Genomic DNA, 368 nt, shown 5'->3' on the forward strand with positions numbered 1-368 from the left:
CCACTCCCCCCCCACGAGAGCCAGTCACCCTCGTCGTATTTCGCGGTGATGTCGTGTTCGGCGTCTACGACGTGTCCATGTCCAATATCGTCAGTATGAAGCCCACACCCCTTCTCAGGAGGACACCGCCCGTTCTCCACCGAGGCGATGTGATCGTATGCCATGTTCCGCTGAACGGCGTCGGCATACACCGTGTCACCAGCGTCGGTGGTGATCGACGGCGTCTCCTCGTCGGGATCTTCGACCCAGTCTAAGACGCCGCTGAAGCCGATAGAAACTTCGTCGTTCTGAATCGCGAAGCGGACGGCGTCGGTGTCGTTCGCGGGGATATACAGTTCGGCCTGCTGGCCGTCGTTGTACTCGGGGCT

Annotated in this window: 1 protein-coding gene; it reads right to left on the minus strand. The window is 60.6% G+C overall.

Annotated features, from left to right (window positions below; translation table 11 throughout):
• The coding region (locus EXE42_RS19025; protein ID WP_158293788.1) for a DUF2213 domain-containing protein at positions 1-368 on the minus strand (368 nt) is incomplete at both ends.

The sequence above is a fragment of the Halorubrum sp. SP3 genome, from assembly GCF_005435195.1.
Classification (GTDB): domain Archaea; phylum Halobacteriota; class Halobacteria; order Halobacteriales; family Haloferacaceae; genus Halorubrum; species Halorubrum sodomense.